General features: G+C 66.0%; 22 protein-coding genes. 13 read left to right on the top strand and 9 right to left on the bottom strand.

Translation table 11 applies throughout. The features are described 5' to 3' along the window. Nucleotides 1-210: 210 nt before the first annotated feature. Nucleotides 211-2,793, bottom strand: coding sequence for an ATP-binding protein (locus QTI66_RS30995; protein ID WP_286564165.1), 2,583 nt, complete (start codon nucleotides 2,791-2,793; stop codon nucleotides 211-213). A 144-nt stretch (nucleotides 2,794-2,937) separates the two neighbouring features. Here QTI66_RS30995 and QTI66_RS30990 point away from each other — a divergent pair, with 144 nt between their 5' ends. Continuing rightward, entirely contained in the window at nucleotides 2,938-3,249 is a 312-nt protein-coding gene (locus QTI66_RS30990; protein WP_286564164.1) for a DUF2917 domain-containing protein, read from the top strand. Between the two features lie 19 nt (nucleotides 3,250-3,268). Here QTI66_RS30990 and QTI66_RS30985 read toward each other — a convergent pair whose 3' ends face one another. Continuing rightward, the gene (locus tag QTI66_RS30985) at nucleotides 3,269-4,525 is read right to left on the bottom strand and encodes an alpha/beta fold hydrolase (protein WP_286564163.1); all 1,257 of its coding nucleotides are present in this window, start codon (nucleotides 4,523-4,525) and stop codon (nucleotides 3,269-3,271) included. 11 nt (nucleotides 4,526-4,536) lie between these two features. Between QTI66_RS30985 and QTI66_RS30980 the strand changes: the two genes are divergently transcribed. After that, nucleotides 4,537-4,878 carry a DUF2917 domain-containing protein gene (locus QTI66_RS30980; protein WP_286564162.1) on the top strand — a complete coding sequence of 114 codons (342 nt, stop codon included), beginning with the start codon at nucleotides 4,537-4,539 and terminating at the stop codon, nucleotides 4,876-4,878. Here the strand turns inward: QTI66_RS30980 and QTI66_RS30975 are convergent. Further along, on the bottom strand, nucleotides 4,873-5,904 hold the full coding sequence (locus QTI66_RS30975; protein WP_353506245.1) for an alpha/beta fold hydrolase: 1,032 nt from the start codon (nucleotides 5,902-5,904) through the stop codon (nucleotides 4,873-4,875). The two genes, QTI66_RS30980 and QTI66_RS30975, sit on opposite strands and share 6 nt — an antisense overlap. Before the next feature lie 69 nt (nucleotides 5,905-5,973). Then, on the bottom strand, nucleotides 5,974-6,291 hold the full coding sequence (locus tag QTI66_RS30970) for a DUF2917 domain-containing protein (RefSeq protein ID WP_286564160.1): 318 nt from the start codon (nucleotides 6,289-6,291) through the stop codon (nucleotides 5,974-5,976). A gap of 676 nt (nucleotides 6,292-6,967) precedes the next feature. Between QTI66_RS30970 and QTI66_RS30960 the strand changes: the two genes are divergently transcribed. The 9 genes from QTI66_RS30960 (at nucleotide 6,968) to QTI66_RS30920 (ending at nucleotide 14,997) form a co-directional block, all read left to right on the top strand. Beyond that, nucleotides 6,968-9,127, top strand: coding sequence for a hypothetical protein (locus tag QTI66_RS30960; protein ID WP_286564159.1), 2,160 nt, complete (start codon nucleotides 6,968-6,970; stop codon nucleotides 9,125-9,127). 380 nt (nucleotides 9,128-9,507) lie between these two features. Further along, complete coding sequence (locus tag QTI66_RS30955; RefSeq protein ID WP_286564158.1) at nucleotides 9,508-10,248, top strand: Crp/Fnr family transcriptional regulator; 741 nt, start codon at nucleotides 9,508-9,510, stop codon at nucleotides 10,246-10,248. A 114-nt stretch (nucleotides 10,249-10,362) separates the two neighbouring features. Next, nucleotides 10,363-11,076: an RNA polymerase sigma factor gene (locus tag QTI66_RS30950; RefSeq protein WP_286564157.1), complete on the top strand. Its 714-nt coding sequence runs from the start codon at nucleotides 10,363-10,365 to the stop codon at nucleotides 11,074-11,076. Nucleotides 11,077-11,204: 128 nt separating this feature from the next. Beyond that, the gene (locus tag QTI66_RS30945; protein WP_286564156.1) at nucleotides 11,205-11,774 is read left to right on the top strand and encodes a ferritin-like domain-containing protein; all 570 of its coding nucleotides are present in this window, start codon (nucleotides 11,205-11,207) and stop codon (nucleotides 11,772-11,774) included. Beyond that, entirely contained in the window at nucleotides 11,771-12,166 is a 396-nt protein-coding gene (locus QTI66_RS30940; RefSeq protein WP_444815073.1) for a c-type cytochrome, read from the top strand. The genes QTI66_RS30945 and QTI66_RS30940 overlap by 4 nt, the downstream gene beginning before the upstream one ends. A gap of 73 nt (nucleotides 12,167-12,239) precedes the next feature. Beyond that, complete coding sequence (locus QTI66_RS30935) at nucleotides 12,240-12,851, top strand: LysE family translocator (protein ID WP_286564155.1); 612 nt, start codon at nucleotides 12,240-12,242, stop codon at nucleotides 12,849-12,851. A gap of 56 nt (nucleotides 12,852-12,907) precedes the next feature. Continuing rightward, the gene (locus tag QTI66_RS30930; RefSeq protein WP_286564153.1) at nucleotides 12,908-13,480 is read left to right on the top strand and encodes a YbhB/YbcL family Raf kinase inhibitor-like protein; all 573 of its coding nucleotides are present in this window, start codon (nucleotides 12,908-12,910) and stop codon (nucleotides 13,478-13,480) included. Nucleotides 13,481-13,492: 12 nt separating this feature from the next. Next, complete coding sequence (locus QTI66_RS30925) at nucleotides 13,493-14,206, top strand: Crp/Fnr family transcriptional regulator (protein WP_286564151.1); 714 nt, start codon at nucleotides 13,493-13,495, stop codon at nucleotides 14,204-14,206. Between the two features lie 44 nt (nucleotides 14,207-14,250). Continuing rightward, complete coding sequence (locus tag QTI66_RS30920) at nucleotides 14,251-14,997, top strand: carboxypeptidase regulatory-like domain-containing protein (protein ID WP_286564150.1); 747 nt, start codon at nucleotides 14,251-14,253, stop codon at nucleotides 14,995-14,997. A 579-nt stretch (nucleotides 14,998-15,576) separates the two neighbouring features. On the opposite strand, the gene QTI66_RS30915 is transcribed toward QTI66_RS30920, so the two are convergent. The 3 genes from QTI66_RS30915 to QTI66_RS30905 are packed head-to-tail and all read right to left on the bottom strand — an operon-like array spanning nucleotide 15,577 to nucleotide 17,997. Then, nucleotides 15,577-16,014, bottom strand: a complete 438-nt coding sequence (locus tag QTI66_RS30915; RefSeq protein WP_286564149.1) for a desulfoferrodoxin family protein — start codon at nucleotides 16,012-16,014, stop codon at nucleotides 15,577-15,579. Nucleotide 16,015: 1 nt separating this feature from the next. Beyond that, nucleotides 16,016-16,396: a response regulator gene (locus tag QTI66_RS30910; RefSeq protein WP_286564148.1), complete on the bottom strand. Its 381-nt coding sequence runs from the start codon at nucleotides 16,394-16,396 to the stop codon at nucleotides 16,016-16,018. After that, a complete protein-coding gene (locus QTI66_RS30905; RefSeq protein ID WP_286564147.1) occupies nucleotides 16,396-17,997 on the bottom strand; it encodes a sensor histidine kinase in 1,602 nt (533 codons plus the stop codon). Before QTI66_RS30905 ends, QTI66_RS30910 begins: the two co-directional genes overlap by 1 nt. Before the next feature lie 99 nt (nucleotides 17,998-18,096). Between QTI66_RS30905 and QTI66_RS30900 the strand changes: the two genes are divergently transcribed. After that, complete coding sequence (locus QTI66_RS30900) at nucleotides 18,097-19,239, top strand: adenylate/guanylate cyclase domain-containing protein (protein ID WP_286564146.1); 1,143 nt, start codon at nucleotides 18,097-18,099, stop codon at nucleotides 19,237-19,239. A gap of 12 nt (nucleotides 19,240-19,251) precedes the next feature. Here QTI66_RS30900 and QTI66_RS30895 read toward each other — a convergent pair whose 3' ends face one another. Together QTI66_RS30895 and QTI66_RS30890 are read right to left on the bottom strand one after the other, a co-directional pair. Continuing rightward, complete coding sequence (locus QTI66_RS30895) at nucleotides 19,252-19,908, bottom strand: redoxin domain-containing protein (protein WP_286564144.1); 657 nt, start codon at nucleotides 19,906-19,908, stop codon at nucleotides 19,252-19,254. 23 nt (nucleotides 19,909-19,931) lie between these two features. Next, complete coding sequence (locus QTI66_RS30890; protein ID WP_286564143.1) at nucleotides 19,932-23,246, bottom strand: adenylate/guanylate cyclase domain-containing protein; 3,315 nt, start codon at nucleotides 23,244-23,246, stop codon at nucleotides 19,932-19,934. Between the two features lie 222 nt (nucleotides 23,247-23,468). On the opposite strand from QTI66_RS30890, the gene QTI66_RS30885 reads away from it, so the two are divergent. Further along, on the top strand, nucleotides 23,469-24,599 hold the full coding sequence (locus QTI66_RS30885) for a zinc-binding metallopeptidase family protein (protein ID WP_286564142.1): 1,131 nt from the start codon (nucleotides 23,469-23,471) through the stop codon (nucleotides 24,597-24,599). The last annotated feature ends 83 nt before the right edge of the window (nucleotides 24,600-24,682 follow it).

Genomic DNA, 24,682 nt, shown 5'->3' with positions numbered 1-24,682 from the left:
CAAGTGTGCGGCGGTACGCGTGATTCGCAGACGGTGCGAGGCAGGAACATGCGGGGAAAGTCGCAGGATGCGGACTTCCCTATTGACGGAGACGGCTAATGGGTGACCTCCGGTAGCAGGTCCCCGTGCAGCGGCTAATGAACTGCATCGAACGGCCACTTCCGCATGTCGCGAACTGACATTCGGGAGCCTGTGCGGCCTGTCATCGTTTCAAGAGGGCTGAACTTCAGTCAGCGCAAGTTCGATGGCCTGTTCGCGCGTCATCCGTGATCCCGCGTTGCATTCGCGCTTGAAATGAGAGTCGCCCAGCGCCGCCCGAATGCGCGGGACTGCCGCTTCGTAGGCTCGCCGGACGCGGCCGGACAGCTCGGGCAGTTCGGGCAGCACCGCTGCAGGTGCGCCCTCGCCATCGTGGGTGCCGTTCAGCGTGCCCGCCAACCGCGCCGCGATCGTCCATTGCTCGCACGCGACACAGGCGATCAAGAGGTTGGTCAGGCCGCTGGTGATCCATCGAGACGTCGGGTAGTTGCGATGCAGCGACAGGCTCTCCCTGAAAAGCCCAAGCGCCCGGATGGCGTCACCCTGATGGAGCGCCAGGTAGCCCAGTTCAACCAAACTGCCAGCGATGTCGAATTTCGCGTCGATGGCGCGGTACAGGGCCAGGCTTTCGGCCAGCAACTTGCCAGCCCGCTCATGCTGGCCGCGCCGGCTTGCCAATTTTCCCAACAGGGCCTGGCAGTGGCCGCTGTACCTGCGGCTATGGCCGAGCTTGGCGTTCGCCGCTTCACAGTCGCGCACCATCGCCTCGACCGCGTCGTCACGCCCCATCAGCATCTCGTAGCCGGCATGGCAGATCAGGCATTGGATGGTCACCATCGCCTGTTCCCAGGGGTCCTGGATGCCGCGTCCGATACGCAGGCTTTCGGTGAACAACTCGGCCGTGGCGGGGTCGCGCTTGCGGCTGTCCACGTAGGCGAGCCCCGTCAGCGCCCTGGCCACGCCGCTTTCGAAGTCCAGCGCGCGCGACGTCGCAAGGCACTCTTCGAAGTGTCGCCGCGCCGTGGGCGGATCGAAGTTGCTCAGCAGCATCCCGGCGACGTACAGCGAGTGGGCACGCTGCAAGGCGGCAGATCCGTCCTGGCTGGCCTGCATTGACAAGCGTTCGATCCAGCCAACGATCTCTTTCCAGTGCAGGTTGTGATACCAAAAGCCGTGCAAGGCATTGACAAGACGCAGCCCATGTTCGGCATGGCCCGGTTCGAGCGAACAGGTCAACGCGGCGCGGAGGTTGTCGAGTTCGGATTCGGCTCGGGCATTCCATTGGCGCTCTTCATGGCCCACGAGCTTGCTGCGGATGGCTTCGGCAAACTCGACGAAATGCCTTAGATGCCGTCGGCGAAGCGCAGCGGCCTCGCCGGAAGCGAGCAGTTTCTCCAGCCCATACTGACGAATCGTCTCCAGCATTCGGTAGCGCGGTCCGCTCGATGGGTCATCGAACGCCACCAGCGACTTTTCGACCAGTTGCGTCAGCAGATCCAGGATGTCGTCGGTTGCCAGGCCGTCCCCACTGCACGTCGCTTCGGCGGCCTCCAGGGTCCAGCCGCCGGCAAATACTGAGAGCCGCCTCAGCAACGTGCGTTCGGACTCCGTCAGAAGATCGTGGCTCCAGTCGATGAGTGAGCGCAGCGCCTGGTGTCGCGGCGGTGCGGTTCGGTTGCCACGTGACAGGAGTCCGAAGCGGTCGCGCAGCCGCTCAGCCACCTGCTCCACGCGCATCGCTGCCATGCGCGCCGCCGCCAGTTCCAGTGCCAACGGGATGCCGTCGAGTTGATGGCACAGCAGCGCCACCGCGGCGGCGTTTTCCGACGTCAACCGGAACGCTGGTGACGCGGCGACGGCGCGCTGCACGAACAGGCGGGTCGCGGGATAGTCCATCAGCCGCGCGGGCGTGGGTTCGGCATCGGGCGCTGCCGCGCGCAGCGAGGGCATGCGCCACACCCTTTCGCCATCGATGCCCAAAGCTTCCCGGCTGGTCACCAGCGTGCGCGTTCCGGCGCTGGTGCGCAGCACCTTATCCGCCCACTGCGCACAGGCGTCGACGAGGTGTTCGCAGTTGTCCAGCACGATGAGCAGTTCGCGGTGACGCAGGGAGTCGAGCAAGGTGTCGATCAGCGGGCGGCCGGGTTCCTCATGCACGCCGAGCACGCCGGCCACCGTGCGCGTCACCAGCGAAGGGTCGGCGACAGGCGCCAGCGCCACAAACCACACGCCGTCCTTGAAGTTTCCGCGGACTGTGGCGGCGACTTCGAGGGCAAATCGCGTCTTGCCGACACCACCGGCGCCTACCAGTGTGAGAAGGTGGGTACTCGCCAGCAGGTCCAGCACCGTGGCGAGTTCGGCCTCGCGCCCGATCAGGGCGGTGGGGCTCAGCGGCAGGTTGTGCTGCGGATCGGTGCGCGCGGCGAGCGCTGGTGGACCGCTCGTTTCGCTGTCCAGCACCATGGCAAACCGATAGCCGCGCCCCGGCACAGTAGCGACCACCGAAGCGCCAAGCACCTTGCGCAGCGCTGCGACCTGCTGGCGCAGGTTGTTCTCCTCCACGACGAGGCCAGGCCAGACGAGATCGAACAGTTCGTCCCGGCTCACCACGCGGTCACGCCGCTCGATCAGCGCGACCAGCATGTCGAATGCGCGGGCTCCGATGTTGGCGTCCTCACCGCTGACCAGCAATTGACGTTGCGCGGGCCGCACCTCGAATCGGCCGAATCGAAAGCGCTGAACGGTGGAGTTCATCGGTTGAAGCGGTTGAGTGCAGCCCCACAACCCGGTCGAGATTCACAAGGATTCACGCCGGCTTCATCGCGTCGGCGGCACGGGCACAAGACACTGAAGTTCATCCCGGCAGTAAAGCCCGGCCAACCAACAAAGGAGAACGACATGACCGCCAACTTCGACCAGGCTTTCGTGGAACTGGACCGCGATTTGTTCGTTCGCATTGTGGACGCTGTCGGCTCCAGCGTCACGTGCATCAGCGGGTGCCTCTGGATCACGCGGGACGGTTGCCTCAAAGACGTCGAACTCGAGCCTGGCGAACGGTATCTCGTGGAGGACGCGGCCAGGATCATCGTGACGGGATTCGGCCCCAGTCTGGCGCGGCTGTCGCACCCGAAGGTTCAACGTCGGCCTGCCGGGCAACATCCCCTCGGCTCATTTCTGCGGAGCTGGCGACACCGCATGGCGGTCGTTTGAAGGACGCCCGCGAACCCTTCTAGTCCAGGAGGCCGCGTTCCGTGGCGATGCGGATGGCCTCTGCACGGGTGCGGCAACTCAGGGCTTCGAGAATGCGGCGCACATGCATCTCAACCGTCCGATGGCTCAGCCCCAGCGTGCGGGCCATCTGCTTGTCGGTCTGACCTTGCCCGACCAGGCACAACACTTCGATCTGGCGCGGGGTCATTCGAGGGGTCGACCGGTCGACGGGCACATCACGCTGCGGCGAAGCGGCCGTCGGTCTCCCGAGAAACGCCAACAGTTCATGCACGACTTCGGGCCACTCCGAATCGGTCTCCAGCGGCAGATGGTTTGCGGTTGCCAACGAGATGAACCTTGCGCCCGGGATCATGGAGGCCATCAAGCGCCCTTCGTCGAACGGAATGAAGGCGTCGTCGTGCGCGTGGACGACGAGGGTCGGACAGGCCACCTTGCGTGCTTCGGCCGATACGTCGAGGTCGTGCGCCGCTACGGTGTACGGAAATCCTGCCTTGCCGACTCGATCGAGGACGATCGCGTCGAGTTCCTTGAGCTGCTCGCGGGAAAACTGGGGGCGCCAGCGCAGGTAGTATGAAAAGCGGAACGACGCCCCGAGCGCCCCATAGTCGCCATAAGCCGCCTCTGAAGTCTGGATCATGGCCCGGCCCGCGTTCAGCGTCTTCTCGTCCTCGGTGCGCCGCAGCAGGCCACGCGCGCAGCCTCCGTAGATGGCGAGACGGCTGACACGCGCCGGATGCCGCGCTGCGAAGCAGATCGCGACCGCTGCGGCATGCGAGAACGCGACCAGCGCGACGGTCGGTGCGCCGAGCGCATCGACCACAGCCTCGAGATCCTCTACCCAGGCGTCGATGGTGAAGCGGCTGACGGCGCGTTCAGACAGGCCAATGCCACGTGCGTCATAGCGCGCATGCATGAAATCCCTGGACAGCGCTTCATCCCAGTGGCGCGATATGAAGGTTGGCGCCTCGATCGCCTCCACCGCGCTCCAGAGCCGCACGGCCACGACGGCCGAGCCGGTGCCACTGACGGCCATGGCCAGGCGCGTGCCATCGGCACTGGTGCAAAAGCGAATCCCTGCATGGGCGGTCATGGCGTGGGCGGATCCGTCTGAAAGGCCACAGGCGTTCGAATTCGGGTCGGATGCTACGACACCCCTGCGGTAGTCGCAAACGACCGGTACCGTGATCCAACGACTGCCCTCGCCATCGATCGACGCGCATGCTGCCTCCATGGCAAACGCGTCGGCGACAAGCAAGGAGTTCCACCATGAATCTCGCAACCTGCAACCGCGTATTCCGGTCCGTCATCCCATTCCTGGCGTGGCCCGGACGCGCGCCTGGAGCCGACGACCGGCCGACGCCCGCAGTGCAGTGGGTGTCCTTGCCGGGAAACGGCACCTTTGATCTTGAAAGGCCGCTGGGTTGCCGCCTTCAATGCACGCGTGGTTCGATCTGGGTCACGCACTCGGGTGATGGTCGAGACATCGTGGTCGAGGCCGGATCGAGTTTCATCGGCGATCGCAAGGTGCCAATGTTCATCCAGGCGTTGGGCGCCGCGGAATTCTGCATCGACAGGGCTGAAGGTGACGCTCACGCACCTTGGTCATGACACGTACGAATCGACCAACAAGCCCTCCAGGTTCGCCCGGTGAACGGCCTCGGCACGGTTGGCGCAGCCGAGCGCGCGTAGCGCGAGCGCCACATGCATTTCGACCGTACGGGGGCTCAGGCCGAGCTCGCGCGCAATCTGCTTGTCCGTCATGCCCCGCGCCACGAACCGGAGGATCTCCGTCTGCCGGCGGCTCAGGGCCGGTTTATCGGGGCGTTGGCCGCCGAGGAATTCGAGCGTTTCGGTGACGAATACGCGTCCAGCGCTGTGGCCGGATGGAATCAGGTGGCAGTCTGTTTCCAGGAGGACAAAGCGCGCCCCAGGAATCCAGGCCGCGACCTTGCGTCCTTGATCCACGGTCACCATCTGGTCGTCGCGCGCATGGAACACGAGCGTGGGGCACTGCACCAGCGCGCATTCCGCCTTGACGTCGATCGAGAAGTTGACGCGAAGGTGTCGCTCGGCGATCTCGGGCGTCATGGAAAGGCGCATGCGCTCGCTCACCAGTCGACGGGTCGCGGGATCGGCCGCTGCCGCTCCCATGAACTGGGCGATGAAGACTTGTTGAAAGGGCGATCTCTCCTGCCCCCAACCTTGGCGTGCCGTGGCCAACAGGAGCTTGGCCTCCTCCAGAAGGTGCGGCGGTGTGCTGGGGGAGCTCAGGTAGGCTCTCGCATAGCCGTTGACCAGGACCATCGCACTGACGCGCTCCGGATGCCGAGCCGCGTACGCAATCGCGATCGGTGCCCCGCACGATACCCCGAGCAAGGCGACCGGCTCCGGCGCCATGGCGTCCATCACCGTTTCGAAGTCGCCCAGCAGCGTCTCGAAATCAAAGTGCGGGACCTTGCGCGTCGACAGGCCGCAGCCGCGTGCGTCGTAACGCAGCAGGGTGTGCTTGCGTGCGAGTGCTTCGAATGTCGGCCAGGTGTGCGGCTCTCGCATTTCGCACTCGAGATGGCTCCCCCAAGTGCCGGTGCGGACCAGCTTGGGCCCGCTGCCCGTGATTGCACAGGCCAAGGTCACCCGATCGGGGGTCACGCAGAAGCGAACGTCTTGGCGAGGCTCCACAGCGTATCCTTGCGAAACGACGACTCAGGCATTCTGGTTGCGGGTGCTCGCGTCCGCAATCAGGATTTCCGTGTCCTCCAAGGCTTGCACGAGCACGGGTGCGCCCGGTTGCTGGTTGAAGACGTCGCCGACGTCCAGCACCCAATCGGCAGGGCAACCGTCGCGCGTGATCCATACGCAGCCGTGGACGACGACAAGGCGCAGCTCCCTGTTCTCCAATGCCAGTATGGAGCGGTTCGGCAGATTGCGAAGCACAGGCCCCGTAGCGGTCTGGTGCTTGCGAGCATTCCACGTAGGGAATCCAGATTGTGAGAAGCGGGGAAGGAGTGCTGTCACGCTCATGATTGGCTCCTGTTGCGCAGGGCCAGTCTCGGCGAAGCGGTTGCAGCGGCGCAATCGGCGCACTACGGTATGGGCGCATGGCGACTACGGTACGGCTACGGTAGCCCCCTCGCTCGTTGATCCGGGCTCGTCCCGAAGTTGCCGTTGACGTTTCCCGCCCCGGAGGCCCCCTGTACCACTTCGGCGACCAGCGAAGAAGCCATTTTCGGTTTTCGGTAAAGGGACAACACGGTCATCCGAGGGTGGCGCGACCGGCAACGTCTGCACCGCTTCGAATGCGGCCGTCGATTCTGGGAACCACGCAGGGTTGGGCCCATCAGCGACTGACATGACCCGAGGCATGCGTCCGGTGAACCCGTCTTGACGGGCGGTATCGCAATCAGGTCGGTATCCAGCGATGCGCCAGCACATCCTGAATGCGACTTGCGGGCTGACGCTCGAGCACATCCTTCAAGCAGGCGTGCGGGTCACGCACGTTCAGTCGCGCGGAGTGGACGAGGCTCATGATCACCAGCGCTCGCGAATACCAGTCTTGATATCGACAAGCGCGCCTAGCCGTGCGTTTCGCGACACAGATAGCCACAGCAACAAAAAAAACTTGCATCGACCTCGTGTGCGCCAAGCCTCCGTATCCGTCGGATCGACCCCCAATTTTCGAGACTTTTTTCACGCATGAATGCACCTGCGCCGCCATGGCACAGCGTGGCTAACACGAAGCCGTCCAGCACGCAACGCTCAAGTTGGTGATGTTGGTCCTTTCACCCTTCAATACGGTCGCATGCGTGTTTCCTTTTGTAACTACTACGGAGTCTTGATGAGAAATGTTGCGCTTTCCTCGGTAGCGGTCGCGTGCGCTATCCTTGTTTCTGCGTGTGGAGGGGGTTCTGGTGGCGGGTCGGGCGGAACCAATCCGCCGCCGGCGACCAGCACCAAGGTCGACGTCAAGGTCGTCGACGGCGCGATCTCCAACGCAACCGTTTTCCTTGACCTGAATGGCAACGGCGCCCTGGACGCCGGCGAGCCAACCGCCAGGACCAATGCCTCTGGCGTCGCGACCCTCGACGTTCCCAACGGCAATGTCGGCACAGCTCCCGTCGTGGCCTTGGTGGGCACCGATGCCGTGGACGCCGACTCCGGCCCGGTACCGGTCGCTTTCAAGCTGACGGCGCCCAAGGACAGCACCGGTGTTGTCAGCCCACTGACCACGATCGTGCAGCACATGGTCAAGGAAAACGGCATGACGACGACCGAAGCCGCTGCCGCCGCACAAGCGCAAGCCGGGCTGAACGTTTCGATGCTGGCAGACTTCACCGCCAACTCGAGTGCCGACGGCAAAGTGGCAGCCACAGCGGCCAGATTGTTCGTCGTGTCGGTGCAGCAGTACACGAACTCGTTGAGCCCGGCTGCCGGCACCACCGACCTCTCCGGGGCACCCATTACCCAAGCCGACATCGACAAGACCATTCTCGCGAAGGCCGTGGAGACTTTCCCGGCCATGACGCAGGTCGCGAAGTCACCGGATGTACAGGCAGCATGCGCCACCATGAGCGCCGACACCTGCAAATCCGAAGTTGCATCCAGCGCTGCTGACGTCAATGCAGCGAGCGGCCTCACCACCGACTCATTGCCCCTGGTTGTCGCCGCGGCGCGCGCACCGGTCGTCAATGCCTCAGGCGTCGCCGGCGCCACCCTGCAGTTCATGAACTTCATTGACGCCAGCAACTGGTCCTACCGCATCTTCATGGCCAATGCCGAAGAGAACACGCCAGACGCCGATGGAAACACGCGCTACCGTTCCTATTCGCGAGCAATGACTGGCGGAGCCCTCCAGGAATGGGCTTCGGGTAGCTCGTTCAACCGGCGCGGCGACCGGCACTGGGATGGCAGTGAATGGTCCGCTTGCGATCTTGGACATCAAAACGTCCAGTCCAGGCGTGATGCCAATGGTCGCGTTGCCGCCAACAACTACTGCAATGGCCTGGAGTTCAGCTCCTCAACGCGCTCGGAGATCGACATCTCCGACAAGAAGATTGCAGACATCGTTGCGGTGATCCAGTCGAGCCTGCCAAGCTATGCGACTTGGGGAGCGGCCCCGGTGGGGTATCCGGGCGTCAGTACGGCCAACTATGGAACGGCGACCTTCCCGCCGGGATCGAAGCTGCTTTCCCAAAGCTCGACTTCGTCGCAAACCGCGTTTGCGTTTGATGTGACGGCGCCGCTGTTCAGCTACAACGACGCGATCGCAGCGGGTGCCGATACGCGCGGCAACCCCGGAACGGCCTGCAGCAGCCCGGAGGCCCAAGTGGGTCCAGCGCTTCCCGTCACCACCCTCGAGGGCATGATCGCCAAGTTCAAGGGAACGCCGTGCGTCTATGGGCAGCACTTCATCGGAAACAATATCTCCAGCCCCAATCCGAGCGAATGGTGGGGCCAGAGCACCTTGAGCGTTGGCATCGTGGGAACGGCGCCCGTGTTGTCCAACCCCACAACGTTCTTCACGGGGAACACCTACGTCCGGTTTGCCTTCAAGGACGGCAACACGATCGCCTACTACTCGTGCCAGCAACAGCACGTCAACAGGTCAGAGCGCAACTGCGTCCAGATCGGCACAGGAACGTACTCGATCCAGACGCTGGGCGATTCCAGGGTGCTCACGATCTCGAATCCTCCTTCCGCCTCCGCGCCGCTCGACTACGAGCGCATCTATGTGGAGAACGGCGGCCAGGTCTTCTACGGCTACAAGTCGAAGCTTCGGACGACCTTCTCGACGCGCTTGAATCTGGAAGGAACCAACGCCGTGTTTACGCAGATCGGGATCCCGACCGTCACGCCTTGATGCCGGCTGCGATTCACGAGGAAGTGCCTTCGGGCCAGGCGTTGGCTTGAAAGTGCTGACGTCACAGGCCCGAACCGACGCCTCGTGTCGCCCGGATGGTGATGGGCGTTCTTTTGTCATTGCCCGTACGTGCGTCCGCAGCCGCTTCCAGCCCGATTGGGCTGGAAGCGGCTGGCTGCGAACTGTCACTGACCCCTGAACCCTTGGGTGAAGGATGCCGCAGCCTTGGCGCAGGAAATCCATTTGACCCGCTGGTCGCTATTGCGGCTCAAGCGCAGGCGCTGAATTTGCCAAAGTATTGGACGTCTCGGAACACGCTTTGACGCCAGCCCCCAGCCGCCACGACAATTCCCGCAACACGACTGCGCGGAATTTCCAAGATGACCCGACCTGCCTCCGACGGCGGTTCGCTGCGCGAGCGCGCACGGCCTGCCACAGCGGCGGAACTCGACAGTGTTCCGTGGCTGCGCACTTTGTCAGCCGCCGAGCGCCACCGCGCGGAATGCGCCATCGTGGTGGGCGACGCCGAGCCCGGCGACCTGATCTGCCGCGTCGGCCGTCCGCCCACCTTCTGGTTCGGCGTGATCCAGGGCCTGCTCAAGATGAGCAACGACAACGCCGACGGCACCTCGATGACCTACAGCGGCCTGCCGCCGGGCGGCTGGTTCGGCGAAGGCACGGCGCTCAAGCGCGAGCCCTACCGCTACAACATCCAGGCCCTGCGCCGCAGCGTGGTGGCCGGCTTGCCGATCGATGAATTCCACTGGCTGCTCGACCACTCCATCAGCTTCAACCGCTTCGTGATGAACCAGCTCAACGAGCGGCTGGCGCAGTTCATCGCCGCGCGCGAGGCCGACCGCCTCAACAACCCCGACGCCCGCGTGGCGCGCAACCTGGCGGCGCTGTTCAACCCGGTGCTGTTTCCAGGCGTGGGCGAGTTGCTGCGCATCACGCAGCAGGAACTGGCCTACCTCATCGGCCTGTCGCGCCAGCGGGTGAACGAGGCGCTGCGCACGCTGCAGGCGCGCGGCGCCATCGCGGTGGAGTACGGCGGGCTGCGGGTGCTCGACATGGCCGCGCTGCGCGGCAGCAGCGGTGTGGTGGAAAAAGCCGGTCATTGAGCGTGGCGTTCTTCGACCGTCTCCATGCCGCCTGCGCGCACCGTGCAGCGCGCTCCCGCAAATAACTGAAACGCTTTCGACGGCCGCGCCATCCAATGGCGAAAGAAAGCCACGATGAATGCCGTCCCCACCCCCTCGCTCGCCGCCGTCGCCGCGCCGGAAAACGCCACCGACGCCGACCTGGCGGCGCGCGCTGCCCGCGGCGACACGCTCGCCTTCCAGCACATCATGCGGCGCCACAACCAGCTGCTGTTTCGCACCGCGCGCAGCATCCTGCGCGGCGACGACGAGGCCGAAGACGCGTTGCAGGAAGCGTACTTGCGTGCCTGGCGCGCCATGGCGAGTTTTCGCGACGACGCCAGGCTCTCGACCTGGCTGGCGCGCATTGTCATCAACGAATCGCTGGGGCGATTGCGTCGTCGTGGTGCGCAAGTCGTTCCACTGGACAGTGCCATCGATGCATCGGGCGACACCGCTGAATCGTCGCTGGCCGACGATCCCGACCGCCAACCGGAGCGCCTTGCCATGCGGGAAGAAATCCGCCTGTTGATCGAACGTCGCATCGACCGCCTGCCCGATGCCTACCGCACCGTGTTCATGCTGCGCGCGGTGGAGGAGATGAGCGTTGCCGAAACGGCGGTGGCGCTGCAACTGCCCGAGGCCACGGTGCGCACGCGCTTCTTCCGCGCCCGCAGCCTGCTGCGCGAGGGCCTCTCGCGCGACGTCGACATGGCCGTGGGCGATGCCTTTTCGTTCGACGGCGCGCGCTGCGATCGCATCGTGGCCGGCGTGATGGCAAGGCTTTCCGAAGAGCCGCAGGCGCCGTAGCCGCAAATCCGCGCATCCAGAACGCTGCTTGCAGCGTATTCATCCAGGACACCAGGACACGCCGCAACGTGCGGCGCGCGGTGTCGCTCATCTTCGTTTTTTTCACCCCACTCACGAGGAATCAGACCATGTCCTTCTTTCACATGCCCACTCCCATTGCTGCCCGGCGCCTCTTCCTGGGTCGATCCGGCCTGGTCCTTTCCGGTGCCGCGGTCGCACTGCTGGCCGGCAACGACGCGCTGGCCGCGCAGGCCGACGGCGCCACCGGCGACGACGTGCAGATCCTCAACACGGCGCTCGGTGCGGAGCTCGAAGCCATCGCCGCCTACCAACTGGGCGCGGAGAGCAAGCTGCTCGAAAAAGCCGTGCTCGACCTCGCCGTCACCTTCCAGGGCCACCACAAGGCGCACGCGGACCTGCTCGCCAAGACGGTCACGAAACTCGGCGGCCAGCCGGTCGCGGCCAAGGCGAAGTACAACTTTCCTGCCGACCAGCTGAAGTCGCAGGCCGACGTGCTGCGCTTCGCCGCCAAGCTGGAGCAGGGCGCGGTGAGTGCGTACCTGGGCGCGGTGCCGCTTTTTGGCAACCGCGACTTGGCCAAGGCAGCGGCCAGCATCTTGGGCGACGAGGCGATGCACTGGGCGGTGTTGCGCCAGGCCGTCGGCGAAGTGCCTGTGCCTGCGGCGTTCATGTCGTGAACGCAAGCGGCTGGATGGCGGCCACTGCGCTGGCCGCGTGGATGGGCGCGCCCGCGCAGGCCGCGACAGGCGACGCGGTGCGCGGCGAACAGCTCTACGCGCGCTGCCTGGCGTGTCACGCGCTCGCCTTCGATCGCGTCGGGCCGCGCCACTGCGGCCTGTTCGGGCGACTGGCCGGCAGCGTTCCTGAATTCAGCTATTCGGCGGCCATGAAGAACTCGCGCATCGTCTGGAACGACAAGACGCTCGACGAGTTCTTGGCCAAGCCGCGCGCCATGGTGCCGGGCACCGCCATGACCTACGACGGCGTGCCGGATGCCGCGGAGCGCGCCGACCTCATCGCCTGGCTCAAGCACGCCAACGACACGCCTGAGTGCAGCGGCAGGCAGTGAATCCTCTGGCGTGCCCCGGCCCGCGTGCAGGGCCGTACACTCGCCAGCGATCCACTCCCGAGCGAGGATTTCGATGGCCCTGCACACCTGGCTTCTCTATCTCGTGGCGGCCACGGGCCTGTCGCTCACGCCCGGCCCCAACAGCCTGCTGGTGCTGACCCACGGCGCCCTGCACGGACACCGCAAGACGCTCTTCACCGTGGCCGGCGGCGCACTCGGCTTCCTGGCGCTCATCGCCTTGTCGACGCTGGGCATCGGCGCCTTGCTCCAGGCCTCCGCGCACGCGCTGGTCGTGCTCAAGCTGGTGGGCGGTGCCTACCTCGTGTGGCTGGGCGTGCAGCTCTGGCGCGCGCCCGCCATTCACCTGCAGGCCGATGCGACCAAGGTCGACGCACGCGGCAGCGCGATGTTCCGCCAAGGCCTGCTCACGGCAGTGTCCAACCCGAAGGCGCTGCTGTTCTACGGCGCCTTCCTGCCGCAGTTCATCGACCCGGCCATCGACCTGACGCGGCAACTGGTCGTCATGACCACGGTCTTCGTGGTGGTCGAGGTGCTCGTCGAGTATTTGCTGGCGCTGCTCGCGCACCGCATCCGGCCCTTCCTCCAGCGCGCGGGCCGCAACTTCAACCGCGCTTGCGGCGGCATGTTCGTGGCGATGGGAGTGGCACTGCCGATGACAAGATAAGCCTGCGCGGGGCATGATGGCGACTCCCCGCGGCTCCTCACAAAAAGGAACAGGCAATGACGATGCGTCCCCTTTGGCGTTCGACCTCCCTGGCTGCTGCGCTCGCAGTGAGCGCATCCTTCGCCCATGGCGCAGGTTTCACGCTGTCGAGCCCGACGATCAAGCCCGGCAGCATGCTGACCGAGGCACAGGTGTTCAGCGGCTTCGGCTGCACCGGCAAGAACATTTCGCCCGCGCTCAAATGGAGCGGCGCGCCCGCCGGCACCAAGAGCTTCGCGCTGACGGTGTACGACCCCGACGCGCCCACCGGCTCGGGCTGGTGGCACTGGGTGGTCTACAACATTCCCGGCTCGGCGACGGAGTTGCCCGAAGGCGCCGGCGCGGCGGACGGCAAGGGGCTCCCCGCCGGCAGTGTGCAGGGCCGCACCGATTTCGGCGCGCCCGGTTTCGGCGGCGCCTGCCCGCCCCCGGGCGACAGGGCGCACCGCTACGTCTTCACCGTCTACGCGCTCAAGACCGACAAGCTCGAGGTTCCGCCCGAAGCCACCGCTGCGCTCGTCGGCTTCATGATCAACGCCAACAAGCTCGGCTCGGCCACCTTCAGCGCGAAGTACGGACGCGCGAAGTAGCTGGAAGCGCGCATGACCTCGATGCCCGATCTGTGGGGACTGGCGCTCGCGAGCCTGAACGCGGCGCTGGCGACGCCGTCGGGCATCGTGGCGCTGATCGCGGCATTCATCGCGGGCTGTTTCATCATCGTCAGTTCCTTCGTCAAGACGATGATCCCGCTGCGCTGCCTGGCGGTGGGCGGCAACCTCGGCTTCCTGATCTACGGCGTGTTCCACCCATCGCTGATCATGATCCTGCTGCACGGCGCGCTGCTGCCGATCAACCTGTATCGCACGGCTGAAATGGTGCGGCTCACGCGGCGCGTGAAGGCTGCCGCCACGCACAGCGACCTGTCCGGCGTCTGGCTGCGGCCCTACATGCGCAAGCAACGGCTGAAGGCGGGCCAAGTGCTGTTTCGCAAGGGCGACGAGGCGACGCACCTGTACTTCCTGGCCAGTGGCCGCATCGAATTCACCGAGATCGGCGACACGATGGAAGCGGGTCGCCTGTTTGGCGAGGTCGCCTTTTTCTCGCCCGACAAGCGCCGCTCGCTGACGGTGCGCTGCGTCACCAACTGCACCGTGCTGCGCATCGACGAGATGACCTTCAAGCAGCTGTACTACCAGAACCCCGCCTTCGGCTTCCAGGTGGTGACGCTGGTGGCGGGCCGATTGCTGGCCGACCGCCAGCGGGTCGAGGCGAAATTCGAAGCGAGCCGGCCGGCGATGCTCAACGGCGGCGGCTGAGGTATTGCTTCCTCTGCGGAGTGGAGAGGAGAAAGATTCGTGTATTGACGCTGCAGTCGCGGCTGGACTACCCTGTGCCTCCCCACGAGAAGGACTGTGCGTTGACTGGAGCCTGGTTTCCCAAGGTCTTGGCGCTGCTGCTCCTGTGTGGCCTGTTGTCCGCTGAAAGCGTGGCGGGCAGCGTGGTGGGCAAGGTCGTCTTCGCGGGGCCCGCGCCGGCGCCGCAGAAGGTGCCCATCACCATCGACCAATATTTGTGCGGCAACGAGCGCATGGCCGACGACCTTCAGTTGTCCGCCAACCGCGAGATCCGCAATGCCGTCGTGTGGATCGACAACCCGCCTGCCGGCGCACCGGCACCGCCCGCGCGCAAGGTGGAGGTCGACCAGAAGGGCTGCACCTTCGTGCCGCGCGTGGTGGTCGTGCCCGCTGGCGGCACGGTCGATTTCCTCAACAGCGACCGACTGCTGCACAACATCCACGCGACGCCCAAGCGCAATGTGTCCTTCAACCGGACGCAGCCGATGGGGCGCACCATTCCCGTGACCTTTGCGGAGCCGGAGATCGTGCGCATCGACTGCGATTTGCACGCGTGGATGATGGCGTGGGTGGTGGTGGCGCCGCACGCCTTTTACGTGGTCACCGGCGCGGATGGACGATTCGCTTTCGACAACCTGCCGCCGGGGCAATACAAGCTGCAGGTGTGGCATGAGAAGCTGGGGACGGTGCCGGCGAGTGTGACGGTGGGGGATCAGCCGGCGCAAATGACGGTTGAGCTGAAGCCCAAGTGAGGTATTTGCTCCCTCTCCCGCCGGGAGAGGGCGGGGGTGAGGGCTCCGGGCGGTTGATTCTGAAGCAGCGTATCCACGGCCCGGTGCCCCCATCCCAACCTTCCCCCGGCGGGGGAAGGAGGAAGCCAAAGTCAGGGACGACGGTGATCCTTTCTTGCGCCCTCTCCCGCCGGGAGAGTGCGGGGGTGAGGGCTCCGGGCGGTTGCATCTGAAGCGGCGTATCTACCACCCGATGCCCCCATCCCAACCTTCCCCCGGCGGGGGAAGGAGAAAGTCAAAGTCAGGGACGACGGTGATCCTTTCTTGCTCCCTCTCCCGCCGGGAGAGGGCGGGGGTGAGGGCTCCGGGCGGTTGATTCTGAAGTGGCGTATCCACCGCCCGATGCCCCCATCCCAACCTTCCCCCGGCGGGGGAAGGAGGAAGTCAAAGTCAGGGGACGACGGTGATCCTTTCTTGCTCCCTCTCCCGCCGGGAGAGGGCGGGGGTGAGGGCTCCGGGCGGTTGCATCTGAAGTAGCGTATCTACCGCCCGGTGCCCCCATCCCAACCTTCCCCCGGCGGGGGAAGGAGGAAGTCAAAGTCAGGGGACGACGGTGATCTTCTTCGACGCTTCCCACGCGGCTGAATGCGTGGGCTCTTCCACGGCGCGCAGTTGGCCACCCTGGTCCAGCGCCACGGTGAAGGTCACGATCGGCGCCGAATACACCGGGTGCAGATAAGTGCGCGCAATCTCCACCGTGTCCTTGTACAGCGCGATGTAGCGCACGAAGTGTTCCTGCAACGAAGGATGGGGCGATCCCGCGCCCACGCTGATCGTGACGGTGAACCACTCGCCGCGCTTGACGCTGTCAGGCGCCTCGATCTTCGGCGTGTGTTTGGGGTCCACGCCCTTGTGCACTTCCAGGAACTCCGGCGTGAACTGTTGCGCCTGCTCGCCTTCCGCGTGCGCGGCGAAGGCACAAAGAGTGCTCATCACGCCAAGCGATGCAACGGCAGCCCATCGAAGCATGAACGTCATGTCAAAGCCCCGGCAAATAGTGCTTGACCATGGCCAGCAACTCACTCGGGCTGTACGGCTTGGCCAAGTAGTTGCACGCGCCCGCCTGCAGCGCCTTCTCGCGGTCGCCGCTCAGCGCGTACGAAGTGATGACGATGATCGGGATGTGCTTCGTCGCGTCCTCCGTCGTCAGCACGCGCGTGGCGTCCAGGCCCGACATCCTGGGCAACTGCACGTCCATCAGGATGAGGTCGGGCAAGTCCTGCCGCGCCAGGGTGAGACCCGTCTCGCCGTCTTCCGCCTCGATCAGCGTGCAGGTCGAGCGCTTGAGCAGCTGCCGCACGATCTTGCGGTTGTACTCGTTGTCCTCGACATAAAGGATCTTCGGACCGCTGCTGCCCATCACTTTCCTTCGCCCGCGCGCAACGGCACGGAAAACATGAACGTGGACCCCTTGCCCAGTTCGCTCTCGACCCAGATGCGCCCGCCCAGGCGCTCCACGAACTTCTTCGAGATGCTCAGGCCCAGGCCCGTTCCACCGAACTCCCGCGTGATGGTGGTGTCGACCTGCCGGAACTCGGCAAACACGTTCTCGAGTTCTTCCTGCGCAATGCCGATGCCGGTGTCTGTCACGCGGTAGATCAGATCCTCGCCCGCCAACTCCACGCCGATGTCGACCCGACCCTGCCGCGTGAACTTCAGCGCGTTGCCCGCGAGGTTGGTCAGGCACTGCGAGAGCCGGCCGCTGTCTCCATAAGCCACCGGCAAGTCGTCGGGCACATGGGCCGTGAATTCGAGTCCCTTCTCCGCTGCGATGGAACGCAGCGAGGTCCGCACCGTGTTCACCACATCGCCCACCGAATACTCGTCGAGCGCCAGGTCCATGCGCCCCGCCTCGATCTTCGACAGGTCCAGCACGTCGTTGATGAGGCGCAGCAGGTTGCGCCCGTTCACCTGGATGTCGGCCAGCGGCTCCTTCATGTCGTCCGGTATGTCGCCATAGATGCCGTCGATCATCATCTCGCTGAAGCCCAGGATCGCATTCATGGGCGTGCGCAGCTCGTGGCTCATGTTGGCCAGGAAGTCGGACTTGGCCTTGCTGGCGCGCGAGAGCTGCTCGTTGAGGTCCACGAGCGTGGCGGCCGCCTGCCGCTGCGATTCGTCCAGTCGATGCAATTGCTGGCTCATGTGGTTCATCCGGTCGGCGAGCACCCCGAATTCGTCCCGGTTGGGGACCGTGATTTTGCGCCCGAAGTTACCCGCGGCCACCTCGTCCAGGAAACCATGCGCCTGGCGCACCGGCAGGATGAAAGACCACGAAATCACGAAGCCGCACAGCCACGCCAGCAGCACCGCGCTCACCGCAAATACCGTGGTGATGATGAGCGAGCGCCGGTTGGCCGCCGCCACGCTGTCGCGCAGGCGCGTCATGCGCGTCTGCTCGGCTTCCACCAGCTCGTTCATGCGCAGGGTGATGCGCTCGTCCAGCACCTCTTCGCGCTTGAGCAGGTCGCCGGTGATCTGATCGAGCTTGCCGTCGCGGATCGCGTTGGCAATGTCGGCCATCACGTCCATGGCGTCGTCCTGCGACGCGCGGATCTGGTCGATAAGGCCCTTCTGACCAGCAACGGCGGCAGTGTCCAGCTTGGCGAGCGCTTCGTTGAAACGGTTGTTCTCGCGCAATATTTGCTTGATGGCGAACTCGTCCTTGGACAGCAGCGCCAGCGCCGTGAAGTGCATCTGCCGCGCGAGCGCGTGCTGGCTTTGCTGCGACCAGTTCACGCGCTCGTGCGCCTGGTCGAGCATGCGACTTTGCTCCGTCGTCCTGGCCAGGATCAGCAGGTTGACCACCGCCATGGCGATGAACAGCACCGTGATGATGAGGAAGGCAAAGAGCAGCTTGGTGTGCACCGAGGCGCGAACGCCCGCCACCCATCCCACCAGCCGGCCGAAAGGGGAGCTGATCAGGAGCCGCGTTACAAGCTGTTGGAATTTGATCGCCAACGCCTCCGCAAAGGACCGCGCGAGGCTCTTGTGCACCGATCATGCGGCCTTGTGGAACCGCCGCCCAGCCAGTACAGTTTTGCGACCGGAGAACTGACGGTGAGAACCCCTCCACGCATCCTCATCGTCGACGACAACGCGACCAACGTCAAGATTCTGGTGGCGCGCCTGGGCGCCGAAGGCTACGACGTGGTGTCCGCCGCCGATGGCGAGGAAGGCCTGGCGGCCGCGCGGCAACTCACGCCCGACCTCATCCTGCTGGACGTCATGATGCCCAAGCTCGACGGCATCGAGGTGTGCCGCCGCTTGCGCGCGGACCCGGACTTTCCTTTCGTGCCCATCATCGTCGTCACGGCCATGACCGACCTCAAGGACGTGGTGGCGGGTCTCGAGGCTGGCGCCGACGAATACCTCACCAAGCCGGTGGACCACGCCGCGCTCGCCGCACGCGTGCGCTCGATGCTGCGCATCAAGCGACTGCATGACCAGGTCGAGGGCCTGCTCGCGCAGATGAAGGAATGGAACGTGTCGCTGGAACGCCGCGTCGCCACGCAGGTGGCGGAACTGGAGCGCGTGGGCCGCTTGCGTCGATTCTTTTCGCCGCAACTGGCGGAGGCGATCGTGAGCGGCGGCGCCGAAGACCCGCTGCAAAGTCATCGCCGCGAGATCACCGTGGTCTTCCTGGACTTGCGCGGCTTCACCGCCTTTGCCGAGAGCGCCGAGCCCGAAGACGTGATGGGCGTGCTGCGCCAGTTCCATGCCGCGACCGGCGAACTCATCCTGGAACATGAAGGCACGCTCGAGCATTTCGCCGGCGACGGCATGATGATTTTCTTTAACGACCCCGTGCCTGTGCCCGATGCCGCCGAACGTGCGGTGCGCATGTCGCTGGCGATTCGCGCGCGGCTGGGGCCGATCGCCGAGACCTGGCTTGCGCGCGGTTTTTCGCTGGGGCTGGGCATCGGCATTGCGCAGGGCTTTGCCACCATCGGCGCCATCGGCTTCGAGGGCCGCTGGGACTATGGCGCCATCGGCACGGTGACCAACCTGGCGGCCCGCCTGTGCGGCGAGGCGGCCGCCAACGAGATCCTCATCTCGCGGCCCGTGTACGCCAAGCTGGCCGCGCTGCTCGACTGCGATGCGCCGCAGTCGCTGAGCCTCAAGGGCTTTCAAAGGCCGGTGGATTGCTTCAGCGTGCGCGGGATGAAGGCGACTGCATCCGCTTCACCGACCACCGGATGAGGACGCGTTTCCTCAATGCACCACGGTGCGCGCTGCTTCCAGGATCATGGCCTCCGACGGAAGCTTGCCGATGCCGGCCAGTCCCTCGCGCTGGCACTCGATGTCGACCCAGCGCACGATGCCCTCGCGGTCGATCATGAAACACGCCTTCAGTTGCGGCCACTGCCGCTCGACGTCGAGCTGGTCCGAAGGCGTGGGCGAGTAGCCATCGATGGCGTCCAGCGCCTTGGCAGCCAGCGGAATCGGCATGGGCGCGGGCAACTCGTTCCAGGGATTGACCTCGATCGCCCCGATGGCCTCCAGCATCTCGGGCGTCGGCTCGGGCTTGGGCACGCCGAACGCGCGATGCGTCGTGAGGTAGGGGTCTGACGCGAGCCGCAACTTCGTCGGCCGGAACTTGAAATAGAGCCGGGCGTTTTCGGGTTCGGTGGCCACCACGACCAGGCTTTCGACGCCCAGCTCCTTGAGCTTGCCTTCGTACTTGCCGATCTCCACCAGCTGCCGTCGGCAGAAGGGGCACCACAGGCCGATCAGCAGCGCCAGGAACAAGGGGCTGCGCCCGCGGTAGTCCGACAGGGAAACCGTCTCGGCGTCGGCCACCGCCGGCAGCGCGAAATCGGGTGCCGGCTCGCCGGGTGTCACGGGTTGTTGGGTCATCGATGCAGACATGTAGCCTCCTTGGTTGGGAGAGGTCAGCAAAGGAACGGAAGCACCATGAGGGCGTCGGGCTGGAGGCCGGCGCGATCGCATACCGCCTGTGCCTTGGCGAGGTAGGTCTCGGCCTGCGCGGGGCGCCCGGCATCGAGATACAGCGTCGCCAAACCATCGTAGCAGGGAAAGAGCAGCTGTGGCTCATCGATCTGCTCGGCCAGTTGCAGCGCCTCGGTGTACGACGTGAAGGCACGCGCAGCGTCGCCGTGGCACTGGTAGATCTGGCCGAGCACGATCAGCGGCACCGCGAGATGGTCGAGCAGGCCGAGCCGCCGGTCGAGGCTGGCGGCGGCACGCGCGGCTTCGATGCCTTCTTCCTCGCAACGGTTGGTCAGCGCGCAATAGGCCACCGCCAGGTTCGCATAGAGCCGCGACTGGAAGCCCAGGTCGCCGACCTTGCGCGCCGCTTCCAGGCCACGCAGGCAGGTGTCGATGCTGCGTTGCGGATCGAGCGTGGCATAGAGCACGCCGAGATTGGTGTAGCCGCGGCAGGCGGCCTGCAGCATGTCGTTGGCTTCGGCCTGCGCGACGCTGGCTTCGATCTGCTCCACCGCTTCCTCGGGCCGGCCCAGCCGCGCCAGCGCCACGCCGAGCGTGTTGCAGGCTTCGGCGCGCACCACTGTGGCGTTGCGCGCGCGCGGGCTCGCGTCGGCGGGCACCGCCGCCACTTCGGACAGCGCGCGTTGGGCAAGCGACAGGGCGGTGTCGTTGTCCCCCGCACGAAAGGCGAGCCGGCCCATTTCCTGGAAGAGATGGGCGCGTTCGATCGCGTCGCCGTCATCACCCAACTGTTGCAAGCCGGCACTGAAGCAGGCGCTCGCGCGCTCGCGTTCACCGGCCTCCCAGTGCAGCCCGCCGATCTTGCGAAGCACGCGGGCGGCACGCACCGGTTCGCCGCCGGCCTCGTCGATGACGGTGGCCTTGACGCACTCGTAGTGCGCCAGCGCCTCGGCGCGCTGCCCGCGCAGGCCGAACAAGTCGCCCAGCCGCTCGCGCGCATCGAGCTGCGCGACGCGGGCCTCGGGCGTGTCGTCGTCGGCTTCGGTGAGGGTGCGCAAGGTGCGTTCGTAGTGCCGCTGCGCGTCGTCGTTGGCGTACACGGAGCGCGCCCAGTCGCCGGCCGCGAGCAGATAGCGCGCGCCGCGCGCCTTGTCCGGCGAGAGGCTCCAGTGATGGCCCAGTGCTTCGAGCGCGGCGAGCTGGGGCGGATGGGCCGCGTCGCTGGCAAGCGATGTCTGCGCGTCGATGCCGAGCACGTCTTCGAGCGCGCGGCCGGCGCGCTGGTGCAATTCGGTGCGCCGCGTGAGCAGCAGGTTCTGGTAGGCCACCTCGTGCAGCAACGCATGCGTGAAGCGCCAGCGCTCGCCCTGCGGCCCGTCGCTGCGCAGCAAGTCGGCAGCCGCGAGCCTTGCCAGCGTGGCATGCAGGCTGCGCGGTTCGCTGGCGATGCGCTGCAGCAGCGTGCTGTCGAATCCGGTGCCGAGCACGGCGGCCTCTTGCAGCGCGCGGCGGTCATCGGGCGACAGGCGATCCAGGCGCGAGAGCAGCAGGCCATAGAGCGTGGGCGGCACGTCGACGGCGCCGTTCATCGCCTCGCACGCCCAGCCGTCGTTCTTTCGCACGAGCAGGCCGGCGTCGGCAAGGCTTCGCACGATCTCCTCGACAAACAGCGGATTGCCGCCGGCACGCGATGCGACGAGGTCCCGCACGGCCTGCAGGCGGTCGTCGCCCGGCGCGCCTAGCAAATGATTCACGAGCGCACGCGCATCTTCATCTTCGAGCGGGCCGAGTTCGATCACGCGATGCTGCGCGTGGGCGGGGCGCGGCACGCGCGCGTCGGGCCGCTGCGCCGCCAGCACCATCAAGGGCCGGTCCGCCAGTTGATCGGCGACCTCGCGCATCAGGTCCACAGATGCCGCATCTGCCCATTGAAGGTCGTCGATGACGATCAGCATCGGCTGCTGCGCGAGCCGCCGCTCAAGCAGCGCGCGCGCCGCCAGCGTGATCTGGCGCTGCAACTGTTCCGGCTCGATGTCGCGCGGGCGTCCTTCCTGGATGCCGAGCAGGTAGTTCAGCACTTGCGACACGGCGGAGGCTTCGTCCGTGCCGGCCCCCAGCGCCAGCAGGCCTTCCTGCAGCTTGCGCCGCGCCACCGCCAGCGAGTCGCCCGCCTCCACGCGATAGGCCTCCCGAAAAAGCGCGCCAAAGGTGCCGTAGGTCGGCTCGCCCAGCGGCGTGCAAGTGGTGCGCCGCACGCCCGTCGATGCAAAGCGTTCATCGGTCGCGAGGCGCGCGAACAGCTCGGCCAGCAGGCGCGACTTGCCCGCGCCCGCTTCGCCCACCACGCTCACCCATTGCGCCTTGCCGTGCTGCATGCCGTCGAAGGCGTCGAGCAGGCTGTCGATCGCCTCGGTGCGCCCCACCAGCGGCGCCGCCAGGCCGAGGTCGGCGAGTCCGCGTGGCGAATCGACGTCGGCGCGCTCGCCGACCAGCCGATGCACGCGCATCGTCAGCGCCTTGCCGCGCAAGGCGAGGTCGGCGGGCGCGTCGAATTCGAAGCGGTGTCGCACCAGCGCGTGCGTCGCGCCCGACACCAGCACGCTGCCTGCTTCGGCCGCCGTGAGCAGGCGCGAGGCGGTGTTGACGGTGTCGCCCGTCACGGCATAGGTGCCGCCGGCGCCGCTGCCCAAGCTGCCCGCCACCACCGCGCCGGTGTGCACGCCGATGTGCAGGGTCACGGCGCGCCCGAGTCGCGACGCCCATTCCTGGCTCAGGCGTGCGACGCCTTGCATCATTTCCTGCGCGGCTTCGACGGCGCGCAGCGGGTCGTCCTCATGCGCGCGCGGCGCACCGAACACGGCCATCACCGCATCGCCCACGAACTTCTCGACGAAGCCGTCGTAATGCGCGATGGCCTGCGCCATGGTGGCGAACAGGGCGTTCTGGAAGGCGCGCAGCGTCTCCGGGTCCAGCGTTTCCGCCAGCGAGGTGAAGCCGGTCAGGTCGGCGAACAGCACCGTCACCTGGCGACGGTCGGCGTGGTGATCGGTGTTGTCGTTGGCGGCCGGCGGCATGGCCGGCATGGATGGCACGGACTGTGGCTGTAGCGCGACCGGTTCTGCCTGCACTGGTGCTTGCGCCGCGCCGCAACGCGGGCAGAACTTGAAGTCCGGCTCGCAGGCATGCCCGCACGCCGGGCAAAGGCTCGCCGCCCGGCGCCCGCAGCGCTGGCAGAAATTCGCCCCCGGCTGCAACTCGCCGCCGCAGCCGGCGCAGGTTTTGGGGATGGCAAGCATCAAGGCCCCGATGCTGCGCCAGTTCGGCCTTGGACGCCACGGGGTTCTCCGGGTGGTGGGCGGTCGGCGCCTTCTCCCACGCCGATGCGGCTCGGTGTCCCCGCTGTCAAAGAGCGCAATGCAAGTCATGATGCCCATCGGAGCGCCCCATTTCCGAACTGTGAAACACGCGGTGCGCACCCTCGCGTGCCAACCAAGCGCCGCTGAACCTCTAAGGACCCCGTGAAACAACTGACATGCTCGAACTGCGGCAACCGCGTCTTTTTCGAGAACCTGAGCTGCGAAACCTGCCACTCCACCCTGGGCTATGCGCCGGACGAGCAAGGCATGGTCGCCTTCGAAGCCGCCGAAGAGGCCTGGTCGCGATTGGGCGCGCCCGGCACGGCGTACAAGCCCTGCGTGAACCGGGAGCAGAACGTCTGCAACTGGATGGTGGCGGCCGACGTCGAGCATCACCATTGCCTTTCGTGCCGCACCACGCACACGATTCCCGCGCTCGCCAAGCCGGAGAACCACGGCTACTGGGCCGCGCTGGAGCAGGCCAAGCGACGCCTGTTCTACACGCTGGTGGAACTGGTGCTGCCCACGCCGAACAAGCTGCAGGATCCGGACAACGGCCTGTCCTTCGAGTTCCTCGAACAGGTGAACGAGAAGGATCGCGTGCTCACCGGCCATGACGAAGGCGTCATCACGCTCAACATCGCGGAGGCCGACGACGCCCGGCGTGAACGCATCCGCCTGTCGATGCACGAGCCATACCGCACCTTGCTGGGGCATTTTCGGCACGAGATCGGCCACTACTACTGGGACCGGCTGGTGCGCGGCACCCCGTGGATCGACGAATTCCGCGCGCTCTTCGGCGACGAGCGCGCCGACTATGCGCAAGCGCTGAAGAAGCACTACGCATCGCCGGTGGCCGACTGGCCGCAACGCTTCATCAGCGCCTACGCCAGTTCGCACCCCTGGGAAGACTGGGCCGAAACCTGGGCGCACTACCTGCACATGGTGGACGGGCTGGAAACGGCCGCATCCTGGGGCACGCACCTGGACTTCGCGCTGCCCAACGGGCCGGAACTGGCCGTGCGCCCGCTCGACCTGAGCGCCGAAACCATCATGCAGACGGTGGTGGAGCAATGGCTGCCCGTGTCGCAGTTCATCAATGCGATGGACCGAAGCCTGGGCTCGCACGACAGCTATCCCTTCATCATCGTGCCGCCGGTCATCCAGAAGCTGGACTTCATCCACCGCGTCGTGCGCGCCGGAAGCACCGGCGAGGTGGCGATGAACTTCCTGCCGCGCCAGGCGCCCGCCCCTTCGGTTGCATCTTCGTCGTCGACAGCCGTGGTGCAGTGAAGTAGATTCGCCGGTGTTCTCAAGGGGGCTCGCCGACCGGGAGGGTTGATGGCGGCGAGTGCGGAATGCAAGCGAGTGATTCG

The sequence above is a fragment of the Variovorax brevis genome (assembly GCF_030317105.1).
GTDB classification, from domain to species: domain Bacteria; phylum Pseudomonadota; class Gammaproteobacteria; order Burkholderiales; family Burkholderiaceae_C; genus Variovorax; species Variovorax brevis.
This window is presented reverse-complemented; position numbering and strand designations above follow the sequence as displayed.